Here is a 19,042-nt window from a genome sequence, read left to right as displayed (position 1 = left end):
TCGTGCCGAGGGCGGCCGGGAGGCGCCTGTGCGGCGAACTCCCGGTGAACGAGAACTAGAGGCCGAAGCTGCCGGGCCCGCGTCTGCGCAGGTACTTCTCGAACTCAGCCGCGATGGCGTCGCCGTCGATCTTGGACATGGTCTCGTTGAGGTCGATCGCCGCGTCGCCGCGCTCCTCGAGCGAGCGCACGTACTCGCTGATCTCCTCGTCGCCGAGGGTCATCTCGTTGACCGCGGCTTCCCACTCCTCGGCCTGTTTCGGCAGCTCACCGAGCGGAACCTCGATATCGAGGACGTCTTCGACCCGGTGCAGCAGCGCGATCGTCGCCTTCGGGTTCGGCGGCTGCGACACATAGTGCGGGACGGCGGCCCAGAACGACACCGCGGGCACCCCGGCCTTCACACACTGGTCCTGCAGCACGCCGGTGATTCCGGTCGGGCCCTCGTACCGGGTCTGTTCCAGGCTGAATCGCTCGGCGGCCTCGGGGCTGTAGGCCGAGCCGGTCACCGGCACCGGCCGGGTGTGGGGGGTATCGGCCAGCAGCGCGCCGAGGATCACGACCGTCTCCACGCCGAGTTGCTCGATGAACTCGAGCAGGTCGTCGCAGAAACTGCGCCATTTCATGTTCGGTTCGATGCCACGCAGCAACACCACGTCGCGGTCGCTTCCTGGCGGGGAGCACACCGACAGCATCGTCGAGGGCCACTGGATCTCCCTGGTCACCCCGTCGACCTGACGGACTGTCGGCCGGTTCACCTGGTAGTCGTAGTAGTCCTCGGAATCGAGTTCGGCCAGCGGCTCGGCATCCCAGATCAACTCCAGATGTTCGATGGCGCCACTGGCGGCATCGCCGGCGTCGTTCCAGCCCTCGAAGGCGGCAACCATGACGGGATTGCGCAACGTCGGCAGTTCCGTCCCGGGGGTCTCACTGGCATCCACCCGGTCAGCCTAGTGTCTTGTGCGAATTGTTTTGCGGTGACCGACGGTGTTGCGTGTTTCCACCGGGAACAGTGGCGCAGGCCACTCGATTCACCCACAGTGGTCTCGTTCGTCGGGGGCGCCCTCTAGTCTTGAATCATGTCTGCGTCCTTGCCCACCGGGTTCGATACCACGCTCCTCGACACGCTGCGGCGGCGTGTCGTCATCGGCGACGGCGCGATGGGCACGATGTTGCAGGCCGCGGATCTGTCGCTCGACGACTTCCGCGGCCTCGAGGGATGCAACGAGATCCTCAACGACACCCGCCCGGATGTGCTCGCCGAGATTCACCGCGCCTACTTCGCGGCGGGCGCGGATGCGGTGGAGACCAACACCTTCGGCTGCAACTTGCCCAACCTCGCCGACTACGACATCTCCGACCGGATCCGCGATCTGTCCGAGCGCGGCACCCGCATCGCCCGCGATGTCGCCGACGAGATGGGTCCGTCCGCCGACGGCACCCCGCGCTATGTCCTCGGCTCGATGGGCCCCGGCACGAAGCTGCCGACCCTGGGCCACGCGCCGTTCGTCTCGCTGCGCGACGCCTACACCGAAGCCGCGCTCGGCATGCTCGACGGCGGTGCCGATGCCATCCTCATCGAGACCTGCCAGGACCTGCTGCAGGTCAAGGCCGCGATCACCGGCAGTCGCCGGGCCATGATCGCGGCGGGCCGCCGGATCCCGATCATCACCCACGTCACGGTGGAGACCACCGGCACCATGCTGGTCGGTAGTGAGATCGGCGCGGCGCTCACCGCGCTGGAACCGCTCGGCATCGACATGATCGGTCTGAACTGCGCGACCGGGCCCGCGGAGATGAGTGAGCACCTGCGGCACCTGTCGCGCCACGCCACCATCCCGGTGTCGGTGATGCCGAACGCCGGTTTGCCGGTGCTCGGTGCCAACGGCGCCGAGTACCCGCTCACCCCCGAAGAGCTCGCTGTCGCGATGAGCGGGTTCGTGTCCGAGTTCGGGCTCTCGCTGGTCGGTGGCTGCTGTGGCACCACCCCGGAGCACATTCGCCAGGTCGCCGAGGCGGTGCGTGAGGTCGAGAAGACGCTGCCCGCGATCGAGGATCGTCGCCACCCCGAGCACGAGCCCGCCGTCTCGAGCATGTACACCGCGGTGCCGTTCGAGCAGGACGCGTCGATCATGATGATCGGCGAGCGCACCAATGCCAACGGCTCCAAGGCTTTCCGTGACGCGATGCTGGCCGCCGACTGGCAGCGGTGCCTCGAGATCGCCAAGGACCAGACCCGCGACGGCGCGCACATGCTCGACCTCTGCGTCGACTACGTGGGCCGCGACGGTGCCGACGACATGAACGAGCTGGCCTCACGGCTGGCCACCGCCTCGACGCTGCCGATCATGCTCGACTCCACCGAGGTGCCGGTCTTGCAGGCGGGTCTGCAGCATCTGGGTGGCCGGTGTGCGGTGAACTCGGTGAACTACGAGGACGGCGCAGGCCCGGATTCGCGGTTCCAGCAGATCATGCGGCTGGTCTCCGAGCACGGTGCCGCCGTCGTCGCGCTGACCATCGACGAAGAGGGTCAGGCTCGCACGGCCGATCACAAGGTCGCGATCGCCGAGCGGCTGATCGACGACATCACCGGCAACTGGGGCCTGGCCGAGTCCGACATCATCATCGACACCCTGACGTTCACCCTGGGCACCGGGCAGGAGGAGTCGCGCAAGGACGGCGAGGAGACGATCAAGGCCATCCGCGAGCTCAAGCGCCGCCGCCCGCAGGTGCAGACCACCCTGGGCCTGTCGAATATCTCCTTCGGTCTGAACCCGGCCGCCCGGCAGGTGCTGAACTCGGTGTTCATGCACGAATGTGTCGAAGCGGGACTGGATTCGGCGATCGTGCACGCGTCGAAGATCCTGCCGATGAGCCGGATCCCCGACGAGCACCAGCAGGTGGCCCTCGATCTGATCTATGACCGCCGCACCGAGGACTACGACCCGCTGCAGAAGCTGATGGCGTTGTTCGAGGGTGTCTCGACGGCCTCGTCGAAGGCCTCGCGCGCCGAGGAAATGGCGCTGCTGCCCTTGTTCGAGCGTCTCGAGCGGCGCATCGTCGACGGTGAACGCAACGGTCTCGGTGACGATCTCGACGAGGCGATGCAGACCGTGCCGCCGCTGCAGATCATCAACGAGACCCTGCTCTCGGGCATGAAGACCGTCGGTGAGCTGTTCGGTTCGGGCCAGATGCAGCTGCCGTTCGTGTTGCAGTCGGCCGAGGTGATGAAAACCGCTGTCGCGCACCTGGAACCGCACATGGAAGCCACCGACGACGCGGGTAAGGGCCGGATCGTGCTGGCCACGGTGAAGGGCGATGTCCACGACATCGGCAAGAACCTGGTCGACATCATCTTGTCCAACAACGGCTACGAGGTGGTGAACCTCGGTATCAAGCAGCCCATCGCCACCATTCTCGACGCCGCGCAGGACAAGAAGGCCGATGTGATCGGCATGTCCGGGCTGCTGGTGAAGTCGACCGTGGTGATGAAGGAGAACCTCGGTGAACTCAACTCCAAGGGTGTCGCCGAACAGTTCCCGGTGCTGCTCGGCGGCGCCGCGCTGACTCGTTCCTACGTGGAGAACGACCTCACCGCGGTCTACGACGGCGACGTGTACTACGCCCGTGACGCCTTCGAGGGCCTGCGGTTGATGGACGAGATCATGACCGTCAAGCGTGGCGGTGGGCTCGACCCGGACAGCCCGGCGGCGATCGCCGCCAAGGACAAGGCCGCCGAGCGCAAGGCGCGTCATGAGCGGTCCAAGCGGATCGCGGCCGAGCGCAAGGCCGCCGAGGTGCCGATCGTGGTGCCCGAACGCTCCGATGTGGCCGCGGATCTGCCCGTGCCGACGCCGCCGTTCTGGGGCACCCGGGTGATCAAGGGTCTGCCGCTGGCGGAGTATTCGGGTCTGCTCGACGAGCGGGCACTGTTCCTCGGCCAGTGGGGTCTGCGCGGTCAGCGGGCCGGGGACGGGCCGACCTATGAGGACCTGGTGGAGACCGAGGGCCGGCCGCGGTTGCGCGCCTGGCTCGACCGGCTCGCCACCGAGGGCGTGCTCCAGCACGCGGCCCTGGTCTACGGGTACTTCCCGGCGGTGTCGGAGGGCGACGAGGTCATCGTGTTGACCGAGCCGAATCCGGATGCGCCGGAACGGTATCGGTTCACCTTCCCGCGTCAGCAGCGCGACAGGTTCCTGTGCATCGCCGACTTCATCCGCTCGCGCGAGCAGGCTCGTGCGACCGGACAGGTCGACGTGTTGCCGTTCCAGCTGGTGACGATGGGTCAGCCGATCGCCGACTTCGCGAACGCGTTGTTCGCCGCCGACAACTACCGCGACTACCTCGAGGTGCACGGCATCGGTGTGCAGCTCACCGAGGCGCTGGCCGAGTACTGGCATCGCCGGGTGCGCGAGGAACTGACCGTCGACGGCAAGTCCGTCGCCGCCGACGATCCCGCCGACATCCAGGACTACTTCAAGCTTGGCTACAGGGGCGCTCGCTACTCCTTCGGCTACGGTGCCTGCCCCGACCTGGAAGATCGTGCCAAGCTGGTCGACCTGCTCGACGCCGGCCGGGTCGGGGTGACGCTGTCGGAGGAACTGCAGTTGCACCCCGAACAGTCGACGGACGCGTTCGTGCTGCTGCATCCGGAGGCGAAATACTTCAACGCCTGAGAGACTGCAGGCACAGAGATACACGCGTCGGCAGATCGGACCGGTCCCGCGGACCGGTCCGATTGTCGTTGCGACGCATGTGAGTCTGGTCACGATGCGGCGCTGGGTCCATGGACCGGGCTGTCCCGCAACAGGATCGAAGCAGTTCAGCACGTAGGATTTTCGAAAGTTTCATCCCGCTGTGGCGCGGAGGGCGAGACGACTCAGCGGTAAGCAGGAGGGGCACACGATATGACATCGGATCGGTTGATCGCGGGACGCTATCGACTCACCGACCCGATCGGCACGGGCGCGATGGGGGTCGTGTGGCGCGCCACCGATGTCCGGCTGCGGCGCACTGTCGCGGTGAAGCAAGTGCTGCTCGCACCCGGTCTCACCGGTACACAAGCACTCGAGGGAAAACTGCGTGCGATGCGGGAGGGCCGGATCGCGGCCCGTCTGCACCATCCCAACGCCATCACCGTCTTCGATGTCGCCGAAGAGGACGGCCAGCCGTGGCTGGTCATGGAATACATGAACGCGCCGAGCCTCGCGGTGAAGCTGGCGGGCGGGGTGACGTTGCCGCCGATCGAGGTGGCGGGGATCGGCGCCCAGGCCGCCGCCGCGCTGTCGGCCGCGCACGACGCCGGGATCATGCACCGTGATGTGAAACCGGCCAACCTGCTCGTCGGCGACGACGGCACGGTCAAACTCACCGACTTCGGCATCTCGCACGCGACCGGCGACGTCACTGTCACCGCCACCGGCTTCCTGGCGGGCACCCCCGCCTATCTGGCGCCCGAGATCGCGCGCGGCGACAACCCGAAACCCGCCGCCGATGTGTTCGCTCTCGGCTCCACGCTGTACGCCGCCTCCGAAGGCGCTCCGCCGTTCGGTGAGGGCGACAACCCCCTGGCTGTGCTGCACGCCGTCGCGCGCGGTGTGGTGCCCGAGCCGAAGAACGCGGGCCCGCTCGCCCCGGTCCTGATGTGGCTGCTGACCGCGTCCGCCGACGACCGGCCGACGATGGCGCAGGCCCGGGTCGCGTTGGAAGACGTTGCGGCGGGCCGTGTTCCGGCACTGCCCGCCTCGGCCACGAAGATTCTGCCGATGAGCGAGGCGGCCACGTCGCTGATTCCGCCGGCCGGCGCACCCGCGAACGGGGGCGCGACGGCGAAGTCGGGCGCGGCAGCGTTGTTCGGCAGCGGTCTCGCGAAGGCCAAGGCTGCCCGCTCGGCCATCTCGGGCCGAAATTCGACCGGCGCACCGCATGCGTCGGACGTGAGCGGGAGTGCGGCGTCGGGCGCGGGCGGCAACGCGGCGAGCCGAGCGGACGGGGCAATCGGCCGAGCGGCGGCAGGCGGGGCCGGGCAGGCAGGGGCGGTGCGGCAGGCGGCGGCAGGCGATCCCGGCCTCGTCCGGCCGCGCGACGCCGCGTCCTCGGCCGCGGACGGTGTGGAACGCGCCGGTGCCCAGGCGCAGCTGCGCGCCGAGGCCGCGGCCGGGCCGACGGACGGCTCCGGCCTGCATCCGGCGTTCCCCGTCCCGCCGTCGCGCACCGACCGCGCGAACAACAGCCGCGCCGTGCTGCTGCTGGCCGCGGCCGTCGCCGCCTTCACGGTGATGCTGGTGGTGCTGGTGGTCACCCGTGACCGGGGCGGTGACTCCGATCGGCAGGCGCAGGTCCCGGCATCGCCGGTCACCGTCACGACCGTGGTCGACGGCAAGGTGAGCACGGTCGTCATCGTGCCCGAGCAGGAAACGATCACCGTGTCTGCCCCGCCCGAAGCCCTGCCGAGCGGTGCGACGAGCGCCGGTGCGACCCCGACGAGCACATCCGCCAAGCCGACTCCCACCACCGCGAAACCGACCAGCACGACCATCACCACCACGCCGTTCGGTCCGCCCACCCCGGACCGGATCAACCAGTTCATCGCCGGGTACTACGGCATGCTGCCCGGCAATATCGGCGGGGCGTGGGCGCAGCTCGCTCCCGGGTACCAGGCGCAGACCGGTGGGTTCGGGCAGTACTCGTCGTTCTGGTCGTCGGTGCGGTCGGTGACTGTCGGCTCGATCACCCCCAGCGGGCCGAACCGCGCGGTCGTCACGCTCACCTATCAGCTCGCCAATGGCACCGTGACCTCGGAGAACCGGTGGATCCAGGTCTCCGGCGACGCGGGCAACCTGCAGATCGCCGGATCGGGCGTCTGAGGCGGACCCGTTACCCTGAACGGGGTCCGGCGAGCGCCGGGCACTTCGGCGATGTGTGACGAGAACGAGGCGAGTAACAGGTGAGCGCGCGACCGGCCGCGGTGCTGTGGGACATGGACGGCACGCTGCTCGATTCGGAGAAGCTGTGGGACATCGCGGTTCGTGAACTGGCCCGCGAACACGGTCGCGAGCTGACCGACGAGGTCCGCCACGCCCTGATCGGCGCCTCCGGCCCCAACGCGCTGCGCATGCTCTTCGACGGTATCGGTATCGACCCGTCGCCGCAGACGATCGTCGAGGCGGGGGAGTTCCTGGAGCGCCGGGTCACCGAGCTGATGCTCGGCCCGATCCCGTGGCGTCCCGGCGCCAAGGACGCGCTGGCGATGGTGCGCGAGGCGGGCATGAAGTCCGCGCTGGTGACCAACACCAAGCGCTCGCTCACCGAATACGGCCTCGATACCCTCGGCCGCGACTTCTTCGACACCTCCGTCTGCGGTGACGAGGTGGCGCACGGCAAGCCCGATCCGGCCATCTACCGCCGCGCCGCGGAACTGCTCGGGGTCGACCCGGGTGATTGTGTCGCGATCGAGGACTCGCCGACCGGTTCGCTCGCGGCACAGGGCGCGGGCTGCGGTCTGCTGGTGATTCCGTGCGAGATCGCGGTTCCCGAGGCGCCGGGGCGGGTATTCCGGGAGTCGCTGATCGGTTTGTCGGTCGACGATCTGCGAGTCGCACTCGACGCACGCGTGTGAATCTTTCGACAGCGGCGCGTGATAGGGCGTAATAGCCTACCGTGATAGTACCGAAACCCAGGTTGAATCTACGAAAACTGTTGCCGCACAGTTGATTTCGCCCGATTGTGATCTTCCCGGGATATGCCCGATTTGTCGAAACCACGGGCGCTCGCCCGAATATTCCCGCAAACTGGGTACATGACGGGCACGCGGGGGCTTGACGAAATCGTCGACATCGCACGGTATCCACTCACCGATCTCGGTGGTTCGGGCAGGCAGGCGGCTATCGACGCCGCCCGCGCCGAGCTGGCCGAGGACGGTTGTACGGTGCTGCGCGAGTTCATCCGCCCGCAGCTGCTCGACACACTGCGCGCCGAGGGGGAGGCGATCGCACCGCACGCCCACTACAAGGTGGAGCGGGTCAACGCCTACAACATTCCCCTCGACGCCGACCTGCCCGCAGGCCATCCGGCGCGGATCGTGCTCGACCGCGGAAACGCGTTCGTGGCCCGCGACCGGATCCCCGCCGAGGCGCTGATCCACCGCCTCTACACCGACCCGGTGTTCCAGTGCTTCGTCGCCGATTGTTTCGAACTCGAGGATCTGCACGAATTCGCCGACCCACTGGCAGGTTTGTGCCTGAACGTGGTCGAGCCGGGGATGTCGCATCCGTGGCATTTCGACACCAACGAATTCACCGTCAGCATGCTCACACGCAAGCCCGACGCCGGCGGCGTGTTCGAGTACTGCCCCAACATCCGCGACCCGCACGCCGAGCACCTCGACGACGTGCGCGCCGTGCTCACCGGTGACGGCACCCGGTTCATTCGCGCGCTGGAACTGCGCCCCGGCGATCTGCAGCTGTTCAAGGGCCGCTTCTCCCTGCACCGCGTCACCGAGGTGGCCGGTGCGAGCCAACGACATTCGGCGATTTTCGCCTACACGGACCGTCCAGGGGTGATCGGCACGGTCGAACGCACCAGGCAGTTGTTCGGCCGTGTCCTGCCCGACCACGTGGCCGCCGCGGCCGACGCCGTCCGAGGTGACCGACTGCTCGACTGAGAGGAACCGCCCATGTCCGTTCCGTTGCACACCACCGGTAAAGCATCCTTCGACGACATCTACGAAAGTCCGGATCCGCGTGCGTACTTCGCACGGATGAACGAGCTGGACTACCGGATCCCAGAACTGGCGAAGCCGCACTTCGCCGAGCAGTTGCGCCAGCTGCGGGCCGCTCGGCCGGGCCGGATCCCGACGGTGCTCGACCTCGGGTGCTCCTACGGGGTGAACGCGGCACTGCTGCGCACCGGCACCACCGTCGACGAATTGGCCGGGCACTACCGCGATCACGTCGACACCGACAAGATCGGGTTGATCGCCGCCGACCGGGAGCGGTTGCGCGGTGACCTGATGCCCGACGTACGCTTCATCGGGATGGACGCCGCACGCCCGGCGCTGACCTACGCCCACGCCGCCGGACTCCTGCACGACTACGTGCACGCCGACCTCGAGGCCACCGAGCCCACCGAGGCGCAGCGCCGTGTGCTCGCCTCCGCCGATCTGGTGATCTCCACCGGATGCGTCGGCTACATCACCGAGAAAACCCTGTCCAGGGTCGCCCAGGCAGATCCGCGCAAGCGACCGTGGATGGCGCATTTCGTGTTGCGGATGTTCGATTTCGGTCCCATCGCCGAGGAGTTGGCCGCGCTCGGCTATCGCAGCGAGCAACGTCCCGGTATGTTCCAGCAGCGGAGGTTCGCCTCGTCGCAGGAACGTGAACAAGTGCTGGATGCGTTGGCGGCCAAGGGAATCGACACCACCGACCACGAAGCCGAAGGCTGGCTCTACGCCAACCTGTTCCTGTCCCGCCCGCATCCCATCGAGACCTGAGGACTTGGATTGAACCAACCCACGTTCGCCGCCGAAGACACGCTGCCCCGGGTACCGCTGCCGAGTCTGGACGACAGTTGCGCGCGGTTCCTGCAGTGGTGTCAGCCCCTGCTCGGCGCCGAAGATTACGCCACCACCGAGGGCGCGGTAGCCGAGCTGCTGCGCCCCGGTGGGGCGGGGCGCGCGCTGCACGCCGCCCTGGCCGACTACGACGCCACCCCCGGCGTCGGCAGCTGGCTCGACGAATTCTGGCCGTCCCGGTATCTGGGCCGCCGCGACCGGATCGCGATCAACGCCAACTTCGTGTTCCTGTTCCGCGACGACACCCCCCTGGCGGCGTCGACCCTCGCCGGGCAGACCGAGCGGGCAGCCGCCATCATCGGGGCGGCCGTCGATTACAAGCTGGCACTGGACGCGGAGAAGATCGCGCCGGTGACCCAGCGTGGGCAGGCACTGTCGATGTGGCAGAACAAGTACCTGTTCTCCGAGACCCGGATTCCCGGCGAGATCCAGGACAGCGTCCGCAAGCCCTACAGCCCGGAATGGCCCGGCCCCTCGGATGCCCGGCACATCGCGGTCTTCTACCGCGGCAACATCTTCCGGATGGATGTCATCGGACCCGACGGCGCGCCGTACGCGTTCGACGACGTGGTCGACGGGCTGCGCGCGGTGATCAAGGGCGGTACCAAGCCCGCCGCGACCGACACCTCGGTCGGCCATCTCACCACGAAAGCCCGTGCGGCATGGGCGCGCAGCCGCGAAGTGCTGCGCACCGAGCCCGCCAATGTCGAGGCCTTCGACGCGGTGGAGACGGCGCTGTTCTCGGTGTGCCTGGAAGACTTCGCCCCGCGCGACGAACTGCACGCTTGCGATCAGCTGCTCCACGGCGACAGCGGCAATCGCTACTTCGACAAGTCGGTGACGTTCATCGTCTTCGCCGACGGTCAGTCCGGCATCAACATCGAGCACTGCGGACTCGACGGCACCACCGTGCTGTCGTTCGTCGACGCGCTGCTCGAGCGGACCGCCCAGGACCACGCGGCGACCAGCGGCGCGCAATCGCAGGGGCTGCCCTCGGTGGAGCCGATCGAGTTCGTGCTCGACTCCGCCGCCCGCGCCGACATCGCCGCGGCGGGCGCCGACTTCGCCCGCTTCGCCGCCGACACGGCCACCTCGCTGGTGTCGTTCGACGACTTCGGCACCGGCGAGGCCAAGAAGCTGGGCATCTCACCCGATGCCTTCGCTCAGCTCAGCTACCAGCTCGCCCACCGGCGCAGCAAGGGGCTCACCGGCGCCACCTACGAATCCATCGCCACCCGGCAGTTCCGCAACGGCCGCACCGAGGCCATGCGCGTGGTGACCCCGGAGATGGTGTCGTTCGTCGACGCGATGGTGTCCGACGAGGCCGACCCCGCGACCAAGCTGGCCGCGGCGCGCACCGCCGCGTCCGCCCACGTCGCGCGGGCCAAGGAATGCCAAGCCGGGCAGGCACCCGAGCAGCACCTGTGGGAACTGGAGTGGATCCAGCGCCGCCGCGGCGAACAGCTCGGCGTCGCCGAGGAGCGGATCGCGCTGTTCGACAGCCCCGGCTGGACGATCATGCGCGACGACTACCTCTCGACCAGCTCGGCCCCGTCGAAGTACATCCGCTACTTCGGCTTCGGCTCGACCAGCCCGCGCTGCATCGGCATCGCCTACGTGCTGCTGCCGGATCGGTGGAACATCTACCTGGCCACCCCCAAATCGGTGTCCGACCAGATGTACGCCTTCGCCGATCACCTGCGCACCGCCGTAGCCGACCTGCGCGAACTGCTCGCTCAACCGGCATGATCGTTTCCCGGCGTGCCGCACCGCGCGGTGCGCCGGGAAAACCGCTGGGTCGGGTATGAAACAATCTCTACTCGTGAAGAACTTCGAATCCCTGTTCGCCGAGCTGACCGAGCGTGCCCAGACCCGTCCCGAGGGCTCTGGCACCGTGGCCGCGCTGGACGCAGGCGTTCATTTCCAGGGCAAGAAGGTCCTGGAGGAGGCCGGCGAGATCTGGCTGGCCGCCGAGCACGAGAGCGATGAAGCGCTCGCCGAGGAGATCTCCCAGCTGCTGTACTGGCTCCAGGTGATGATGCTGGGTCGCGGGCTGAAGCTCGAGGACGTGTACCGACATCTGTGACGGCTGATCCGTCCCGATCGACACGTTTCTCACTTCCCCGAAAGGACCCCATTCCCATGTTGCGCGTCGCAGTTCCCAACAAGGGTTCGCTGTCGGAAGCCGCCACCTCCATCCTGAGCGAGGCCGGATACCGCAAGCGGACCGATTCCCGCGACCTCACCGTTCTCGATCCCGCGAACCAGGTCGAATTCTTCTTCCTGCGTCCCAAGGACATCGCCATCTACGTCGGCTCCGGTGAGCTCGACCTCGGCATCACCGGCCGCGATCTGGCGCTGGACTCCGGGTCCCCGGTGAGCGAGCGGCTCTCGCTCGGTTTCGGCCGCTCCAGCTTCCGCTACGCGGCCCCCGCCGGCGAGGACTGGAAGGTCGAGGATCTGGCAGGCAAGCGCATCGCCACCTCCTACCCGAACCTGGTCCGCGCCGACCTCGCCCGCTTCGGCATCGACGCCGAGGTGATCCGCCTCGACGGCGCGGTCGAGATCTCGATCCAGCTCGGTGTCGCCGACGCCATCGCCGACGTCGTCGGATCCGGGCGCACCCTGCGTCAGCACAACCTGGTCGCGTTCGGCGAGTCCCTGTGCGATTCCGAAGGCGTCCTCATCGAACGCACCGGGTCCGACCGCGACGACCGCGCCCGCAATCAGCTCATCAACCGCATCCAGGGCGTCGTCTTCGCCCAGCAGTACCTGATGCTCGACTACGACTGCCCCAAGTCGCTGTTCGACCAGGCCGTCGCGATCACCCCCGGTCTGGAGTCACCGACGGTCTCGCCGCTGACCGATCCCGAGTGGGTCGCCGTGCGCGCCCTCGTTCCCCGCAAGCAGGGCAACGAACTGATGGACCGCCTCGCCGACCTCGGCGCCAAGGCCATCCTCGCCACCGACATCCGCTCCTGCCGGGCTTTCTGAGCCCTGACGACCGGAGGCCCCTCACCTGTGTTCATCCAGGTGAGGGGCTTTCGTGCAGGTGGAGCTGTCGGCGTTCCTACTTCGCCGACAGACTCTCGAGCGCCTCACGAATGAAGCACAACGGGCAGATCGGGTCGAACGGCGCCGTCGGGTAACCGCCGATCACCGGTTGCGCAATCCGCGGCCCCGCTGACGTCTCGGCCGATGCCACGGTCGGGTAGATCCCGATCGACACCGCGACAGCCGCGACGGCCACGGCTCTGGACATGGTGCGATTCATCTGTCTCCTCAGCTCGATGGATGACAACCCGCTACGGCGGTGCACCGACAGGTCGCTACCGAGGGGATTCCCCTACGGACCGAGGGTAGTCGTGGTCGCTTCGACCCCGCGATGGATACCTCGCCGCGAGTAGGCTGGAATCGCAGATTTGTCCGGACAATCAGTGATCGGGGCGAACATGTCGAACAAGAACGAGCACGAAGAGAAGATCGAGAAGGAGCAGGTCGAGCGCGAAGAGGAACGCCGCCGCCTGCAAGAAGAAGAGGATCGTCGCCTGCAGTAGGCCTGCCCCTCGTACATCATGTCACCGATCATTCGGTCAGCGGCGAGATCCGCTCAGGCTGAACGCAATCGGTGTGCCCTCGCGATTCCGTTGCTACCTTGCGTTTTCTCGATGAGGAACAGCAAGGAGTCACCGTGTCGCAGACACAGCCCGAGCCTCGGCCCGGCAGCGCATTCAGCTGGAACGAAGACTGGTTGGCTACCGTCGTCGGGCTCGTCCTGATCGGTCTGGTACTGGTCGGCGCGATCCCCGACTGGCTGGTGCCGTGATGGGGGAGACCGGGACGACGTCGGAAACTGCGGCGTTGCAGGCGAATGCGCGGCCTGCGGTGCGCGACATCGTGGCCGGGATCGTGCTGGTGCTGGCGCTGGGCGCGTTGACGCGGTTCTTCGACACCCATGTTCCCCAGTGGGCCGTGGATACACCCTTCAAGCGCGTCGCGAAGACGGTCGAGTATCCGGTGTACGCGATCGCGATCGGGTTGATCGGCAATGTGGTGCTGAGCAAGATCGGCCTGCGGGACCGGCTTTCGGCCGGTTTCCGGACCGAGTTCTTCATCAAGACCGGGGTGGTGCTGCTCGGCGCTTCGATCAATCTGAAGATCCTGGTGACAGCGGCCGCTCCGTCGATCGTGCAGGCGCTGGCGTTGATCACCATCGTCTTCGGGTTCACCTGGTGGCTGGGCGGGGTGCTCGGTCTCGACGACAAGTTGCGGGCGCTGCTGTCGTCGGCGGTGTCGATCTGCGGGGTGAGCGCGGCCATCGCGGCGGCGGGTGCGGTGCAGGCGCGACGCGAGCAGATCGCCTACGCGGCGTCGCTGGTGATCATCTTCGCGCTGCCGTCGATCTTCCTGTTGCCTTGGCTCGCTGATGTTTTCGGGCTTTCCGATGCGGTGGCAGGCGCGTGGATCGGTGGCAATATCGACACCACGGCCGCGGTGGCTGCCGCGGGTGCGCTGGCGGGTGAGCAGTCGTTGCAGATCGCGACGATCGTCAAAACCACGCAGAACGCACTCATCGGTCTCGTGGCGATCGCGCTCACCGCCTGGTTCGCGTTCCGCGTGGATCGTACCGAGGGCGCCGCTCGTCCGAGCCTCGGCGAATTCTGGGCCAGGTTCCCGAAATTCGTGCTCGGGTTCATCGCCGCCTCGATCATCGGCACGCTGTATCTACAGTCGGTCGACAAGAAGACCGGCGCCGCGCACATCGCCGTCATCAACGACCTGCGCACCTGGTTCCTGATCCTGGCCTTCGTCTCCATCGGTCTGGAGTTCTCGCTGCGCGGGCTGCGCGAAGCCGGGTGGCGGCCGATCGTGGTCTTCGGATCGGCGGCGGTCGTGAATCTCGCTGTCGGCCTGGGTCTTTCGGTGCTGCTGTTCCGCGACTTCGCGGTCTGAGTGCCCGCCGCGGGCAGCCTCAGGAATCAGCCCGGCTGCTCGCGGTCGCCTCGGCCTTGATCTGTTCGAACTGCGCGCCCATCCGCGCGGCCAGTGCGGTCGCGGCCGACAGCGGACGGACCATCACCATCAGTTCGTCGATCTTGCCGTCCTCGTCGAGGTGGACGAAATCGCACCCGGTGAGTTGCTTGCCGTCCACGGTGGCCTCGAACACCAGGGCGTGATCGCGCCCTTCGCCGATCTCGCGCACGTAGCGGAAGTCTTCGAAGACGCGGATCACCGCGCGCAAGATGGCCGCGGTGATGGCCTTGCCGGGATAGGGCTGGAAGGCGACGGGGCTGGTGAAGACCACATTCTCGGCCAGCAATGCCTCGATGGCCGCTTCGTCTCGTGCTTCGACCGCCGTGCGGAAAGGATGCATCTGTCAGCTCACCTCATATTCAACGAGTTGCATAGGGTGTGCGCAGCTTAACCCGGACAGTGGGTGCGGTCATACGTCTTCGGGGAGACGTTCTGTCACCAGGTCGGCAGGGGCCGGGGCCTGGACCGGCCAGCCCGGATAGGGCGGTGGCGTGCCGCCGTACTCGGGGCACAGGGGCTTGAAGTCACAGAACTTGCACATCGAGTTGCGAGTGGGCGGGAAGTCCCCGGTTCGGCCCGCGTCGATGATGGCTTGCCAGAGCGCGGTGAGGATGCGCTGGAAGCGGTCCAGTTCCTCGCGCTCGGGTGTGTAGGTGAGAATGTTCTTGTCGGCCAGATAGATCAGGCGCAGCTGGGCCGGGACGATGTCGCGGGTGCGCAGGATCATCAGCGCGTAGAACTTGAGCTGGAACAGCGCTCGCGCTTCGTGCAGGGGGCCGGGGGAGCGACCGGTCTTGTAGTCGACAACGCGCAGCAGGCCGTTGGGCGCCACGTCGATGCGGTCGACGAAACCGCGCAGCGGAATATCGCCGTCGAGGTCGACCTCGACCCGTTCCTCGAGCGCGTGCGGCTCGAATCGGCGCGGGTCCTCGAGCTCGTAATAGCTCGCGACCAGCGTGCGCACTTCGTCGAACAGCGCCTGCGGACCACCCTCGGCGACGAGCTCGTCCACCCCGTCGCGCTCCGCGCGCACACGCTCCCACGCCCCCGGCACCAACTCGGCCGCCCGTGCCGGCTGACGCTCGGCCGCGGGCAACCCGAACAGATCTTCCAGTACCGCGTGCACCACGGTCCCGCGCACTGCCGCTCGCGACGGCGGTTCCGGCACCCGATCGATCGCCCGCAACCGGTACTTCAGCGGACACTGCTTGAAATCGCTTGCCCGCGAAGGCGACAACGCCGGACGCGACCGATGCACCGGCGCGTCGGCGGTGTCGTCGGTCAGGGGCACGGACAAGGGCGCTGACATGTTTCGCAGGTTAACCGCACACACCGACACGATCGCGCGTCCGCCGCAAAATAGCTGACCCGTCGATCGCGCGGACGGCGGCGCCTGGCAGGCTGACAGGTCCATTCGAAGAACGGGAGATCAATGACGGCCAGACGAACCGGTCCATTCGCTATCGGGGACCGCGTGCAGCTGACCGACGGTAAGGGACGCCTCTTCACCGTGGTGCTCGAGGAGGGTAAGGAATTCCATACCCATCGCGGCGGCATCAAGCACGACGACCTCATCGGCAACGACGAGGGCACCGTGGTGAAGTCGGTCAACGGCACCCCGTATCTGGCCCTTCGCCCGCTGCTCACCGACTACGTGCTGTCGATGCCGCGCGGCGCCGCGGTGATCTACCCCAAGGACGCGGCCCAGATCGTCCACGAGGGCGATGTGTTCCCGGGCGCGCGAGTGCTGGAAGCCGGCGCCGGTTCGGGTGCGCTGACCTGCTCGCTGCTGCGCGCGGTCGGTCCCGAGGGTGAGGTGATCTCCTACGAGATCCGCGACGACCACGCCGAGCACGCCGTCCGCAACGTGGAGACCTTCTTCGGCGAGCGGCCGGCGAACTGGTCGATCACGATCGCCGACGTGGCGCAGTACGAGGGCCCGCAGGTCGATCGCGTCGTGCTCGACATGCTGGCGCCGTGGGACGCGTTGCCCGCGGTGTCGAAGGCGCTGGTTCCCGGTGGGGTGCTGGTGGTGTACGTCGCCACCGTCACCCAGCTGTCCAAGGTGGTCGAGGCGCTGCGTGAGCAGGAATGCTGGACCGAACCGCGCTCGTGGGAGTCGATGGTGCGTGGCTGGCACGTCGTCGGCCTGGCCGTGCGCCCGGAGCATCGCATGCAGGGCCATACCGCGTTCCTGGTGAGCGCGCGGCGGCTGGCCGAGGGCACTGTCACGCCCAAGCCGCAGCGGCGTCCGTCCAAGGGCTGATCACGCGCGGGTGAGCAGGCGGGCGGCGAGCAACGCGGCCGCCGCGCCTGCGAACCAGAGCCCACCGTCTGCGGTGAGGCCCCATCGGGTGGCTTGCAGGATCGCGATCCCGGCGGCGATCACGGTCAGCACGGTGGCGGCCGAGCGGACGCCCCGCACTGCCGCGACCGGACCGTCCCACCAGCGCAGCGGTGTGTTCTCTAGGCCACGCAGGCCGAGGAACAGCGCGCCGGTGAGTGCGGCGGTCGCGGTGAGCTGCACCGCCGTGAGCAGCCAGAATCCGGATTCGGTGGGTGCGGCGCGGTCGGCGCCCGCCAGGTGGCTGAGTACGAGCACGGCGAGCAGGGCGGGCATGTGCCACAGGTACAGCGTCATGGCCCCGGTGTTGCCGATGACGGTCGACCACCAGACGCGCGGGCGGGCGGCGAGACGGCGCAGCCAGGGCGCCACGGCGACGGCGGCGCAGCACAGCATCACCGCGTGCCCGGCCAGCAGCAGCGAGGGCGGCGCCAGATTCGACAGCCGTTGGCCCGGCACGGTGACCATGCTCACCTCGTACGGGCCGACCAGGACCAAGAGCACGTCGACGACCAGAACCGCCGCGGCCAGCACCGCTGCGGTCCGCCGGCGCAGCAGGCCACGCAGGTACCCGATCCCGAGCACCGCGGGCACCAGCCAGACGACCATGTTGAGGTAGCCGAGCTCGCTCGGCCCGCCGGTGAGCCGCACCGCGTCGACGATCGCCGTGCCTGTCACGATCACCGCGACCGCGGCGAACATCCGGCCACCGCTGGTGATCAGCGCCGCGAGCGACGGCACGATCGCCAGCACCGCCAGGTACGTGCCGAGAAACCACAGCAGCTGCACGCTCGTCACCGCGAGCGGACGATGCCACCCCGGCGCGAGCACCAGATCGGCCACCACCAGCAGCGCCACCGAGGCGGCCACGAAGTAGCCGAGCGGCCGGACCAGCCGCTGGGTGCGCCGGAAAAGCCAAGCGCCCCATGATGTCCCCGGCCCGATGCCGCGCGCACCCGCGGCCACGCCCGCGAAGAAGAACAGCGGAAGCACCTGCAGAACCCAGGTGAGCGGGCGCAGCATCGGCAGATCGGCGAGCACATTGCCGAAACGCACCTCGGTGCCCGACACCGTCACGGTCAGCATCAGGCAGTGACCGGCGACGACCACCACCAGCGACGAGATCCGCAGCAGATCCAGGAACCGGTCCCGATCGGCCGGGGTGTTCGCGGCCACCACCGCGACACTGGGAACAACGCTCATGCCAGAGACCATCGCAGAATTCGCGCCACGGACACAGCGCGGAACTACCCCGGTCGCTGAGTGGAACTACGCGGGCGTGGACCGCAGGTCGGTGGCGATCGATCCAGCCCGGGTGATCTTGCGGCCTGCGTGCGGTGCACAGCGACGGTACGGCCGGGGCGGTACCCGCCGGGCCCTCCGGGCCGTGCCGATCGGTCAGGCGGGCGTGCAGGGAGCCTGGGCGAAGCCGAGCAGCAGGCAGCCGCTGGCGTCGGAGAGCTTCCACGTGCCGCCCTCCTGCTGCCAGGTGACCGGGAACGCGGGCGCCGTGCCGTGCGGAGAGGTGATCGTCACATCGGCGGTGGCGGTGTCACCGCTGGTCGCGACGTTGTCGACGGCGAAGGTCAGGGTGTAGCCGGCGAGCATGCCGTTCATCTGATCGATGTTGGACTTGTGCGCGTCGCCGTTGACGATCAGTTTCGCCTTGTCGTCGGTGGATACTCCGGGATCGGCGAACTTGATCAGCGTCGCCTTCAGGGAATCGGCGGTGGGTGCCGCGGCGTTGTCACCCGAAGGTGCCGGAGTTGCCGAAACGCTGGACGGAGCGGCCGCGATACTGGTACTGCTCGTGGTGGCATTCGTCGAGGAATCGTCGGAATCGCCGCAACCGGTCAGTCCGACGGTGACGGCGAGCGCCGCAGCGGCGGCGGCGACGGTGACACGGATCGTGCGGGGAGGAAGGAGCATGGACAGCAACCTTTCGACTCGTTGGGCGAGTGCCCCGTACGGGGTGTTAGGGGAGCCTAACAGGTGCAAATGTGTGGTTGATGTCGTACCGACCGTACAAGATGTGATCACGACGAAACCATGTCGGAAAGCGAGAACGGACCGCGCCCGGTAGCGTTGATAGAC

General features: G+C 67.8%; 18 protein-coding genes. 12 read left to right on the top strand and 6 right to left on the bottom strand.

Features of this window, described 5'->3' with window-relative positions:
* Nucleotides 1–55: 55 nt before the first annotated feature.
* The gene (locus ACWDXS_RS13835; protein ID WP_235569430.1) at nucleotides 56–886 is read right to left on the bottom strand and encodes a PAC2 family protein; all 831 of its coding nucleotides are present in this window, start codon (nucleotides 884–886) and stop codon (nucleotides 56–58) included.
* Nucleotides 887–1,078: 192 nt separating this feature from the next.
* Between ACWDXS_RS13835 and metH the strand changes: the two genes are divergently transcribed.
* The 8 genes from metH to hisG all read left to right on the top strand — a co-directional run bounded on the left by metH (nucleotide 1,079) and on the right by hisG (nucleotide 12,564).
* On the top strand, nucleotides 1,079–4,675 hold the full coding sequence (gene metH, locus ACWDXS_RS13830) for a methionine synthase (RefSeq protein ID WP_449965545.1): 3,597 nt from the start codon (nucleotides 1,079–1,081) through the stop codon (nucleotides 4,673–4,675).
* Nucleotides 4,676–4,906: 231 nt separating this feature from the next.
* Nucleotides 4,907–6,865 (top strand): serine/threonine-protein kinase, encoded by a 1,959-nt coding sequence (locus ACWDXS_RS13825; RefSeq protein WP_449965542.1) that lies wholly within the window; start codon nucleotides 4,907–4,909, stop codon nucleotides 6,863–6,865.
* Between the two features lie 80 nt (nucleotides 6,866–6,945).
* Nucleotides 6,946–7,617: an HAD family hydrolase gene (locus ACWDXS_RS13820; protein ID WP_378988179.1), complete on the top strand. Its 672-nt coding sequence runs from the start codon at nucleotides 6,946–6,948 to the stop codon at nucleotides 7,615–7,617.
* Between the two features lie 180 nt (nucleotides 7,618–7,797).
* A complete protein-coding gene (locus tag ACWDXS_RS13815; protein WP_449965538.1) occupies nucleotides 7,798–8,661 on the top strand; it encodes a HalD/BesD family halogenase in 864 nt (287 codons plus the stop codon).
* 12 nt (nucleotides 8,662–8,673) lie between these two features.
* Nucleotides 8,674–9,489, top strand: coding sequence for a class I SAM-dependent methyltransferase (locus ACWDXS_RS13810; RefSeq protein ID WP_378988173.1), 816 nt, complete (start codon nucleotides 8,674–8,676; stop codon nucleotides 9,487–9,489).
* Nucleotides 9,490–9,498: 9 nt separating this feature from the next.
* The gene (locus ACWDXS_RS13805; RefSeq protein ID WP_387443264.1) at nucleotides 9,499–11,319 is read left to right on the top strand and encodes a choline/carnitine O-acyltransferase; all 1,821 of its coding nucleotides are present in this window, start codon (nucleotides 9,499–9,501) and stop codon (nucleotides 11,317–11,319) included.
* Nucleotides 11,320–11,374: 55 nt separating this feature from the next.
* Nucleotides 11,375–11,656, top strand: coding sequence for a phosphoribosyl-ATP diphosphatase (locus ACWDXS_RS13800; RefSeq protein WP_266290031.1), 282 nt, complete (start codon nucleotides 11,375–11,377; stop codon nucleotides 11,654–11,656).
* Nucleotides 11,657–11,712: 56 nt separating this feature from the next.
* The gene (gene hisG / locus ACWDXS_RS13795; protein WP_378627402.1) at nucleotides 11,713–12,564 is read left to right on the top strand and encodes an ATP phosphoribosyltransferase; all 852 of its coding nucleotides are present in this window, start codon (nucleotides 11,713–11,715) and stop codon (nucleotides 12,562–12,564) included.
* 76 nt (nucleotides 12,565–12,640) lie between these two features.
* Here the strand turns inward: hisG and ACWDXS_RS13790 are convergent, their stop codons facing one another.
* Nucleotides 12,641–12,844 carry a hypothetical protein gene (locus ACWDXS_RS13790; protein ID WP_378988166.1) on the bottom strand — a complete coding sequence of 68 codons (204 nt, stop codon included), beginning with the start codon at nucleotides 12,842–12,844 and terminating at the stop codon, nucleotides 12,641–12,643.
* Nucleotides 12,845–12,992: 148 nt separating this feature from the next.
* Between ACWDXS_RS13790 and ACWDXS_RS13785 the strand changes: the two genes are divergently transcribed.
* The 3 genes from ACWDXS_RS13785 (at nucleotide 12,993) to ACWDXS_RS13775 (ending at nucleotide 14,523) form a co-directional block, all read left to right on the top strand.
* Nucleotides 12,993–13,127: a hypothetical protein gene (locus ACWDXS_RS13785; RefSeq protein WP_378988163.1), complete on the top strand. Its 135-nt coding sequence runs from the start codon at nucleotides 12,993–12,995 to the stop codon at nucleotides 13,125–13,127.
* A 134-nt stretch (nucleotides 13,128–13,261) separates the two neighbouring features.
* Nucleotides 13,262–13,396, top strand: coding sequence for a hypothetical protein (locus ACWDXS_RS13780; protein ID WP_266290015.1), 135 nt, complete (start codon nucleotides 13,262–13,264; stop codon nucleotides 13,394–13,396).
* The gene (locus ACWDXS_RS13775; RefSeq protein WP_449965530.1) at nucleotides 13,396–14,523 is read left to right on the top strand and encodes a YeiH family protein; all 1,128 of its coding nucleotides are present in this window, start codon (nucleotides 13,396–13,398) and stop codon (nucleotides 14,521–14,523) included. The genes ACWDXS_RS13780 and ACWDXS_RS13775 overlap by 1 nt, the downstream gene beginning before the upstream one ends.
* A gap of 19 nt (nucleotides 14,524–14,542) precedes the next feature.
* On the opposite strand, the gene ACWDXS_RS13770 is transcribed toward ACWDXS_RS13775, so the two are convergent.
* Together ACWDXS_RS13770 and ACWDXS_RS13765 are read right to left on the bottom strand one after the other, a co-directional pair.
* A complete protein-coding gene (locus tag ACWDXS_RS13770) occupies nucleotides 14,543–14,944 on the bottom strand; it encodes a nuclear transport factor 2 family protein (protein ID WP_358182305.1) in 402 nt (133 codons plus the stop codon).
* Between the two features lie 69 nt (nucleotides 14,945–15,013).
* A complete protein-coding gene (locus tag ACWDXS_RS13765) occupies nucleotides 15,014–15,913 on the bottom strand; it encodes a RecB family exonuclease (RefSeq protein WP_378988156.1) in 900 nt (299 codons plus the stop codon).
* Between the two features lie 123 nt (nucleotides 15,914–16,036).
* Between ACWDXS_RS13765 and ACWDXS_RS13760 the strand changes: the two genes are divergently transcribed.
* On the top strand, nucleotides 16,037–16,870 hold the full coding sequence (locus ACWDXS_RS13760; RefSeq protein WP_358121145.1) for a tRNA (adenine-N1)-methyltransferase: 834 nt from the start codon (nucleotides 16,037–16,039) through the stop codon (nucleotides 16,868–16,870).
* Here the strand turns inward: ACWDXS_RS13760 and ACWDXS_RS13755 are convergent, their stop codons facing one another.
* Nucleotides 16,871–18,151, bottom strand: a complete 1,281-nt coding sequence (locus tag ACWDXS_RS13755; protein WP_449965525.1) for an acyltransferase family protein — start codon at nucleotides 18,149–18,151, stop codon at nucleotides 16,871–16,873.
* 195 nt (nucleotides 18,152–18,346) lie between these two features.
* Nucleotides 18,347–18,877: a hypothetical protein gene (locus tag ACWDXS_RS13750; RefSeq protein ID WP_378627413.1), complete on the bottom strand. Its 531-nt coding sequence runs from the start codon at nucleotides 18,875–18,877 to the stop codon at nucleotides 18,347–18,349.
* Nucleotides 18,878–19,042: the final 165 nt, after the last annotated feature.

Source organism: Nocardia sp. NPDC003183, from assembly GCF_053590715.1.
The sequence above is the reverse complement of the archived record's forward strand: the minus strand, read 5'-3'. Positions and strand labels throughout refer to the sequence as shown.

Coding starts and splice junctions, on each gene's coding strand:
- ACWDXS_RS13835 (WP_235569430.1), bottom strand. CDS start 886: ATGGTTGCCGCCTTCGAGGGCTGGAACGACGCCGGCGATGCCGCCAGT.
- metH (WP_449965545.1), top strand. CDS start 1,079: ATGTCTGCGTCCTTGCCCACCGGGTTCGATACCACGCTCCTCGACACG.
- ACWDXS_RS13825 (WP_449965542.1), top strand. CDS start 4,907: ATGACATCGGATCGGTTGATCGCGGGACGCTATCGACTCACCGACCCG.
- ACWDXS_RS13815 (WP_449965538.1), top strand. CDS start 7,798: ATGACGGGCACGCGGGGGCTTGACGAAATCGTCGACATCGCACGGTAT.
- ACWDXS_RS13810 (WP_378988173.1), top strand. CDS start 8,674: ATGTCCGTTCCGTTGCACACCACCGGTAAAGCATCCTTCGACGACATC.
- ACWDXS_RS13800 (WP_266290031.1), top strand. CDS start 11,375: ATGAAACAATCTCTACTCGTGAAGAACTTCGAATCCCTGTTCGCCGAG.
- hisG (WP_378627402.1), top strand. CDS start 11,713: ATGTTGCGCGTCGCAGTTCCCAACAAGGGTTCGCTGTCGGAAGCCGCC.
- ACWDXS_RS13790 (WP_378988166.1), bottom strand. CDS start 12,844: ATGAATCGCACCATGTCCAGAGCCGTGGCCGTCGCGGCTGTCGCGGTG.
- ACWDXS_RS13775 (WP_449965530.1), top strand. CDS start 13,396: ATGGGGGAGACCGGGACGACGTCGGAAACTGCGGCGTTGCAGGCGAAT.
- ACWDXS_RS13770 (WP_358182305.1), bottom strand. CDS start 14,944: ATGCATCCTTTCCGCACGGCGGTCGAAGCACGAGACGAAGCGGCCATC.
- ACWDXS_RS13765 (WP_378988156.1), bottom strand. CDS start 15,913: ATGTCAGCGCCCTTGTCCGTGCCCCTGACCGACGACACCGCCGACGCG.
- ACWDXS_RS13760 (WP_358121145.1), top strand. CDS start 16,037: ATGACGGCCAGACGAACCGGTCCATTCGCTATCGGGGACCGCGTGCAG.
- ACWDXS_RS13755 (WP_449965525.1), bottom strand. CDS start 18,151: ATGAGCGTTGTTCCCAGTGTCGCGGTGGTGGCCGCGAACACCCCGGCC.
- ACWDXS_RS13750 (WP_378627413.1), bottom strand. CDS start 18,877: ATGCTCCTTCCTCCCCGCACGATCCGTGTCACCGTCGCCGCCGCCGCT.